Genomic DNA, 7,814 nt, shown 5'->3' with positions numbered 1-7,814 from the left:
GGGCGCGGTGGCCGGCGCCTGGCTCACCGAGCGCGCGCCGGGCCGCGCCACCGCCGGTGCGCCGCCGGTCGTGCACGCCGCCGCCGAGACCGCGGAGTCCCTCGGCTCATGGCTGATGAGCGCCGGCGTGATACTGCTGATCGCCATGGGCCGGCGCGCCTACCGCGACCACTCGGCGCGGCGCACCATCGGCATCCTCTGGGACGTCGGCACCTTCTGGCCGCGCGCCGCCCACCCCTTCGCACCGCCCTGCTACGCCGAGCGCGCCGTCCCCGACCTCACCTGGCGGATGGCCACCTGGACCGAGCGGTTCGACGGCCGCCTGGTGATCTCCGGGCACTCCCAGGGCAGTGTGCTGGCGGCCGCCGCCGTCTGGCAGCTGGACCTGGTCACCCGCAGCCGGGTCGCCCTGCTGACGTACGGCAGCCCCCTGGAGCGCCTCTACGGACGCTGGTTCCCCGCCTTCTTCGGACCGCCCGCGCTCACCGGACTGCACCGCGAGATGGACGACTGGCGCAATCTGTGGCGCTTCACCGACCCCATCGGCGGCCCGATCCGGCTCACCTGTGAGGACGGCCGGAGGATCGACCAGGGACCGCTGCGCGACCCGCTCGCCTTCGGCCGTACCCTGCACAATCCGCTGCCCGCCCAGATACTGGGCCACGGCGACTACCAGGCCGACCCGGTCTTCGACACGGTGCGCGCCGAACTGGTCGCCCGGCTCGCACCGGACGTGCCGGGCCAGCGGCCCGCGGCGGACTGTTCCGGTCCGCCGCCCGCTCAGGGCAGTTCGGGCAGATCGTCCGCGTAGAGCAGCGTCAGGTCGTCGGTGCTCGGGTCGGCAAGCTGCGCGACCCGGCCCGCGTGCCGCTCGACCATCGCCTCGAACGTCTGCCGCGCGGTCCGGCCGTTGCCGAACGACGGCCCCTTGGGCAGCACCGTGAAGTACTTCAGCAGCGCCTCGCCGGCCCCGTCGGCGAGGTGGTACTCATGCTCCTCACCCTGCTGCTCGACGATCCGCAGCAGCTCCTCCGGCGCATAGTCGCCGAAGGTGATGGTCCGTGAGAAACGGGACGCCACACCGGGGTTGACCGCCAGGAAGCGCTCCATCTCCGCGGTGTAGCCCGCCACGATCACCACCACCGCCTCCCGGTGGTCCTCCATCAGCTTCACGAGGGTGTCGATGGCCTCCTTGCCGAAGTCCCGGCCGGAGTCCTCGGGGGAGAGGGCGTACGCCTCGTCGATGAACAGCACCCCGCCGCGCGCCCGGTCGAACGCCTCCTGGGTACGGATCGCCGTCGACCCGATGTGCTCGCCCACCAGGTCCACCCGGGACACCTCGACCAGATGCCCGCGCTCCAGCACCCCCAGGGAGGCGAGGATTTCGCCGTACAGCCGGGCCACGGTCGTCTTGCCGGTGCCGGGGGAGCCGGTGAACACCAGATGGCGGCGCGCCGAGGCGGCCTTCAGCCCCGCCTGCTGCCGCCTGCGCCCCACCTCGATCATGTTGATCAGGCTGCGCACCTCGCGCTTGACGCTCTCCAGCCCTACGAGGGTGTCCAGTTCGCCGAGCACCTCGTCGGAGGGCCGGCTGCTGACCGCCGGCTCCGCGGCCGCCGCGGCGGCCGGCGGCGGACTCTGCGCCGGCACATTGCCCAGCAGCCCGGCCGTCTGTGTCGCCTGCTGGACGGCTGGTGCCGCCCCGGCGGCCGGTTCCTGCACCGCACGGCTCTCGTCGCTGGTGCAGTCCTGGACCGTCGGCCCGTCGCCCTGCCCGGCGCCGCCCTCGGCGAACTCGTAGCCGCCGCGCGCACACCGCTCCGTACGGCACCGCGTCAGCGTCGTACGGCAGCCGTCGATCACATGGAAGCCGAAGCCGGAGCTGCCGGTGACCCGGCAGCCGTGGAACGTGCCGCGGCCCTCCGCGGAGACATAGAAGCCGGCCTCGGCCGGCGAACTGACCGTGCAGCCCTCGATGGTGGGGTCCGCGCCCTTGGTGACGATCACGCCGGTCTGCGCCCCGTCGATGGTGCAGTTGGCGAGCGTGCCGCCGCTGCCGTGGTCGCGGAACCACGCGCCGGTGGCCGCCTCCCGGATCCGGCAGTCGTCCAGCTGCACGGTCGCCCCGTCGCTCACCGACACCGCGGTGTTGCGGACCTGGGAGATGTCGCAGTCCACCACATCGGCGCGGGAGCCCCGGTCCAGCACGAACAGCGCGTCCGGCACATCGTGCACCCGCGTCGAGTCCAGTACGGCGGTGGCGCCGTCGCTGACCCACACCGCCGGATAGTCGCCCGTACTGTCGTGGATCTCGCACTGGTTGGCGTCCACCCGGGTGCCCGGGTCCCATACGGACAGGCCGTTGCGCCCGAAGTGCCGCACCGTGCTGCGGGTCAGCGTCAGCACCGAACGGGAGCGCAGATCGACGGCGTTCTCCGGGATGTCGTGGATGTCGCAGTCGGCGAGCGTGAGGACCGCGTCGGTGTCCAGGGTGATGCCGTCGGCGGAGGTGCGGTGCACCGTGCAGTCCGTGAGGTGGCCGGTGGCCCGCGAGGCCACCTGGATCCCGGCGCCCTTGATCTCGTAGATCTCGCAGCCCACCGCCTCGGCCGCACTGCCCTCGCCGTTGATCGACAGACCGGCGCCCGAGGCATGGTGGATCCGGCAGTTCTCCAGCCGCGGATGGGCCGCGCCGCGCACCGCCACACCGTCCTGCCCGGCGGCCAGCACCTCGCACTCCTCGAAGACGCCGCCGGCGCCGTCCAGAACGCTGATGCCCACCCCGCCCGCGTTGTCGACGGTGCAGCGGCGCACCGTCGGGCGGGCGCCGCCGCGGACCTCGATGCCGGACGCGGACCGGGTCACCACCCGCAGACCGGTCAGCTCGGGGGCGCCGTCCTCCACGAGCAGCGCCGGGGAGGCCGAATCCGTCGCCTCCAGATGCAGATCGTGGACGGTGGCCGACGCACGTATCGTCAGCGCCACACCGTCGGCCGGGGCGATCCGCACCGAACCGCGTGCCCCGTCCGGGCCGCGCAGCGTCACCGCGCGCACCAGCACCAGATTCTCGCGGTACGTACCGGCCGGGACGGTCAGCACATCACCGTCCCCGGCGGCCTCCAGGGCGGCGGCGAGCGAGCTGTACTCCCCTGTACGGCGCCGCCAACGCGACGTTCCGGAGTGCGTCACCTGGACCGAGCCCTGTGCCATGGCGCTGTCGTGCCCCCACTTCGTGCGGCTGTCGTCGGCCCGGCTACCATCCGTCCACGGATGTCCGCATTCGGGTTCTCCAGGCCCCAGCCGAGAGGCTGGCGCCCCCACCGTAGCGCGCCCGGCGAGGCGCGGTTGACACGGTCAGCGGCTGGTCAGCCGATGGTCAACTCCCGGCGTCCGCCCGGCCCCAGTCCTGGCCCGCGCGCTCCCACTCCTGGTCCCAGCGGCGGAAGCGACGCACCATCAACTGCCCTACGACCAGTCGCCGGCCGCCCTCGATCAGTCCGCCGACCGCCGCCGCCGTGCCCAGACCGGCCAGCACCGCATGCGTACCGGCCGTGCTGACGTCCATCGGCCGCGGCAGCACCCGGCCATGGCCGTCCGTCCAGATCCGGAACCGCTCACCGGGCTCCACGGGGCGCGGCGCGGCGAGCCGGCCGATGTGCGCACTGCCGTCCAGCGCCGTCCAACGGGCGATGACCCGGTGGTGCGCATCGCGCTGCGAAGAGGTTTCCGGATCCGGGTCGACCGGGGCCCGGGAGACCAGGCGGTCGACCGTGGCCCACACCAGATGCCGCTCCTGGTGCTGCATGCGTACGGTCTCCAGCAGGGCGCCGTGCGCGGCCCGGCCGGCCGACCAGCCCGCGAAGGGCGCCCCGAGGGCGATCAGGAGGGCGGCGGTGAGCGCCACCCAGGCCTCGATCCGATCGGTCCGGCGGCGCAGCGGATTGTGCCGCCAGCGCCATATGCCTCTCATCGCTCGCATCGTTGCCCCCTCTCCGTGTGTCCGTGAATACCGCATCAGGGGTGGTCCACGCGAGGGTTATGCGAAGAGAGAGCAACATCACCCCGTCCGGAGAGCGACATCCGGTCGTACGGAACGAACGGCCCCTGGAACGCTTGTCGGGGGAGTTCCGGCCGTCGGCTCCGTGGTGGTCAGCGCAGCCGCACCGCCAGCGTCACCACGGCGCCCGTCATGCCCGTGCCCGGGGCCCCCGCGGCGACCGCGAACCGGTCCGCCACCAGGCGCGCCAGCCACAGCCCGCGGCCCTTCGTGGCGCCGTCCAGGCCGGGCAGCAGCTCGGGGATCACCGCCTCGCTGAATCCGGGCCCCGCATCGCTGATCCGGCACTCCAGCTCGTCGCCCACCCGCCGCAGCAGCAGCCGCCCCGAGCCGCCCGCATGCTCCACGGCGTTCCCCGCGATCTCGTCCACGGCCAGCACGAATTCACCGCGCCGCGGCTCGCACAGCCCCTCGCGGGCGGCGCACTCCTCGACCAGCAGCCGCAGTTGCGGCAACAGCCGGGCGGTGAAGCGCCGCTGCAACAGCCGGCGGCCGAGCTCCTCGGCCGATACCTCGGCCGGACCCGCCGGATCGGGGTTCACCACGCCCGTACCACCTCCGTCAACACCAGCCTGGGCACGGTCCCGCCGCCCAGCCGCCGCAGCATCCGGCGCTGCCCGCGGTCGCAGCGCACCTCGACCAGATCGTGGCCCGCGGCCGCGCGGGTCAGGGTGAGCAGGCGGACCGTGCAGCCCACCGACAGGAAGTGCAGCCGGGTCAGATCCACTGTGAGCCGCCGCAGCGCCGCCGTATGCGCCAGCGCGATCTCCAGCGATCTGGTGAACGTGTCCTGATTCGCGGCGTCCGCCTCGCCGATGAAGCACAGCACACCGTCCGGGCCGCGCAGCGACCGCAGACTGCCCAGGCGCTCCAGCAGCGCGCGCGGATGCGCCCGTTCCATGGCGCTGACCACCGCGCGGTCGAACCGGCGGCGGTCGTAGGCGCAGATCTCGGTGTACGGCCGGCCGGTGAACAGCGCCTGCGCACCGGTCTCGCGGCGCTCCATCGCGCCGACGTCCGTGCCGAGCGCGGCCACCCAGCCCATGTCGATGAACGCCCGCAGGCCCGCGTACCCCTCGGCCGTCGCCCGCTCCGTCTCCGCGCCCAGCCGGCTCATCTGCCGCGCGGCGGTGAACTCGCTGTCCGGCCGGATCAGCTCGCGCATACTGCTCACCACCAACTGGCCGCGTGCGCGCGCCGAAACCGTGCTGCGACTGGGGAAGTCGAGCCTGGCCAGCACCTCCTCCTCGGGGACCCCGGGGCAGGGAAGGACCAGGACCTTCTCGCCGCGGGCCAGCCCGAGCCGTACGAACGCCGTGACGACCTCCCAGCGCACCTCGTCATTGCCGTAACTCACAAAGGCGTGGTCCCCGGGCCGCAGATGCTGGACAGGAAGGAGATGGTCGCTCCCGGTGTCCCTCGCAGACATCGACACGCAGCTCGTCGTCTCCCCGTCGCCCTCTCCCGTCGGCGGCGCGGGGCGCCCACCGCAGCCGGCCGGTCACCGGGCCGCGAAGGGTCCGGCGGCCGCCCCGAGCGCCCGCGGCGCGACCACGGCGAAGGGCCGCGCCGGCTCGTCAGTCGAGTATCTCGAACGGGTCGCCGATACGGATCGTGCCGACCCCGCGAGGGATCAGATTCTGGCCGAAGACCAGCCGGTCACCGAAGCGGCGATGCCGGGCGAGCGTACGCAACGGCTCCTTGCCGCGCTCGGCGGTGCGCTGGTCGGTGGTCGTGACCACGCAGCGTGAGCTGGGCTTGGCCACCTGGAAGACCACCTCGCCGATGCGGACCCGGTGCCAGTCGTCCTCCGCCCAGGGCGCGGTGCCGTCCACCACCACATTGGGCCGGAAACGGTTCATCGGCAGCGGGCCCTCGTCGGCGTGATCGCCCTGTGCGATCAGGGAGTTGAGGGCGTCCAGCGACGAGGTGGTGGTCAGCAGCAGCGGGAAGCCGTCGGCGAAGCTGACCGTGTCACCGGGCTCGGAGTACTCCGGGTCGACGGGACGGCGCTTCTCCGGGGCGTCGAGATGCACCAGCCGGCACTCGACGCCCAGATACCCGCGGAACCACTCGGCCGCCGCCTGGCCCGCGGGCACCGCCTCGACCTCGTCCTTCCAGACCTGGACCGGGACCGTCTCCTCGAACTCGGGTGCCTCGACCGTCAGCGGCGGCATCCCGGGCGCGGTGAGTCCGAGGGCGCCACCGGGCAGCGCTTCGGCGTGCGCCAACGCCAGCTTCGGCTGCTGGCGTTGGGTGATCTGCCTGCGCTCGGCATCGACCAGCAGCCATCGTCGGTCCCCGGCGAGCCCCCACGGCTCTACGACCGCCTCGCCGGGACCGGACCCCGCAATGGATTTGACCGGATAGAGATGGATCGACTGGAGCGCAGACTTCGGCATGCCGTCCATCCTGCCAGCAGCCTCGGACAGTTGGCCGATCGGCCGGGTCAGTAGCCGCGTGGGTACTGACGGCCGTACGGATCGTCGTACGGCGCGGCCGGACGCGGCGCGACCGGAGCGGCCGGCCGCATCGCCTCATACCCCGTGCCCGTGGCCGGGCGCTGGGGCTGCTGCTGTTGCGGGGACGGATAGCCGCGGACGCCCGCCTGCTGCGGGATGTACGGCGCCGGAGCGTGCTGGAGCGGGGCGACCGGCTGCGCGGCGGCACCCGGGTAACCCTGCGCCGGCGAGTGAGGGGAGGGCGCGGCCGGAAGTGCGGGCAGCGCCGACGGCAGCGCCGGCAAATAGGACGAACCCGTGTCGTAAGGGGACGGATTCACCCGGATCGGGGCGATCTGCGGCGTACCGCGCTCTGCGACGAGGCTGTCGTAGATCGGAGTGTCCGGGAAGGACGGCGAAGCGTAGTAGCCGCCGCCGTAGGTAGAGCGGGGGGAGGTCATGCCTCATAAGTTAAGCCCACGATGTGCCGATTGGGGAGCCTGAAAAGAGGGTTGTTTTACGTGTTGGGAGTGTCCATGGATCGCCAATGCGAGCGAACTTGCGGAAATCGGTCGCGATCGACCGTAGGAATCGTGTAAAGACCTGGCTTCTCGCGGGTGAACAAGGGGCGTTCGGAGCGGTTCGGGCCAAGTAGGTTGGGAGGTGCCACCACTGACGGGGCACGGCGGACGAGAGGAAGGCGCGGCGATGTCGATGTTGAAGGGCGGCAATGTCCCGGTCCCGGCCCCGGCGGTCCGGGTGGAGCTGGGCTGGCAGGCCGGCCCGGGGACACCGGACGTGGACGCCTCCGCGCTGCTCCTGATGTCCGGAAAGGTCCGCGACGACAGAGACTTCGTCTTCTACAACCAGGCCGTGCACGCCTCCGGCGCCGTACGCCACGAGGGCAAGCGCCCGGCCGGCGGCGCGCTGACCGACAGCCTCACCGTCGCCCTCGCCTCCGTCGAGCCCGCCATCGACAAGGTGGTGCTCGCCGCCTCCGCCGACGGCGGCACCTTCGGCAGCGTCCCGGGGCTGTACATCCGAGTGCTGGACGCGGCGAGCGGCGCCGAGATCGCCCGCTTCGACAGCCAGGACGCCACCACCGAGAGCGCCTTCGTGCTCGGTGAGCTCTACCGCCGCCAGGGTGCCTGGAAGTTCCGCGCGGTGGGGCAGGGCTACGACACCGGGCTCGCGGGGCTGGCCACCGACTTCGGCATCAGCGTCGAGGAGCCCCAGACGCCGCAGCCCCCGCAGCCCGCCCCGGCCGCTCCGCCCACGCCCCCGCCGCCCGCCGCGCCCCCGGTCGCAGCCATGCC

At 72.8% G+C, this 7,814-nt stretch carries 7 protein-coding genes and 1 pseudogene; 2 read left to right on the top strand and 6 right to left on the bottom strand.

Going from position 1 to position 7,814, the window contains the following annotated elements; translation table 11 throughout:
- Positions 1–811, top strand: a pseudogene (locus tag DY245_RS35125) (lipase family protein); the annotation flags it as partial.
- Here DY245_RS35125 and DY245_RS35120 read toward each other — a convergent pair.
- The 6 genes from DY245_RS35120 to DY245_RS35095 form a co-directional block, all read right to left on the bottom strand.
- Positions 781–3,210 (bottom strand): right-handed parallel beta-helix repeat-containing protein, encoded by a 2,430-nt coding sequence (locus DY245_RS35120; RefSeq protein WP_128511151.1) that lies wholly within the window; start codon positions 3,208–3,210, stop codon positions 781–783. The pseudogene DY245_RS35125 and the gene DY245_RS35120 sit on opposite strands and share 31 nt — an antisense overlap.
- Before the next feature lie 166 nt (positions 3,211–3,376).
- A complete protein-coding gene (locus DY245_RS35115; protein WP_181924010.1) occupies positions 3,377–3,979 on the bottom strand; it encodes an Rv1733c family protein in 603 nt (200 codons plus the stop codon).
- Between the two features lie 170 nt (positions 3,980–4,149).
- The gene (locus tag DY245_RS35110; RefSeq protein WP_128511149.1) at positions 4,150–4,602 is read right to left on the bottom strand and encodes an ATP-binding protein; all 453 of its coding nucleotides are present in this window, start codon (positions 4,600–4,602) and stop codon (positions 4,150–4,152) included.
- On the bottom strand, positions 4,596–5,486 hold the full coding sequence (locus DY245_RS35105) for an MEDS domain-containing protein (RefSeq protein ID WP_128511148.1): 891 nt from the start codon (positions 5,484–5,486) through the stop codon (positions 4,596–4,598). Before DY245_RS35105 ends, DY245_RS35110 begins: the two co-directional genes overlap by 7 nt.
- Positions 5,487–5,634: 148 nt before the next feature.
- Complete coding sequence (locus DY245_RS35100) at positions 5,635–6,459, bottom strand: MOSC domain-containing protein (protein ID WP_128511147.1); 825 nt, start codon at positions 6,457–6,459, stop codon at positions 5,635–5,637.
- A 47-nt stretch (positions 6,460–6,506) separates the two neighbouring features.
- Complete coding sequence (locus DY245_RS35095; protein WP_128511146.1) at positions 6,507–6,959, bottom strand: DUF6643 family protein; 453 nt, start codon at positions 6,957–6,959, stop codon at positions 6,507–6,509.
- A 247-nt stretch (positions 6,960–7,206) separates the two neighbouring features.
- Here DY245_RS35095 and DY245_RS35090 point away from each other — a divergent pair.
- Positions 7,207–7,814 (top strand): TerD family protein (locus DY245_RS35090; RefSeq protein ID WP_147318415.1); only part of this gene is annotated, 608 nt, incomplete at its 3' end.

It is taken from the genome of Streptomyces inhibens, from assembly GCF_003389455.1.
Lineage (GTDB): Bacteria > Actinomycetota > Actinomycetes > Streptomycetales > Streptomycetaceae > Streptomyces > Streptomyces inhibens.
This window is presented reverse-complemented; position numbering and strand designations above follow the sequence as displayed.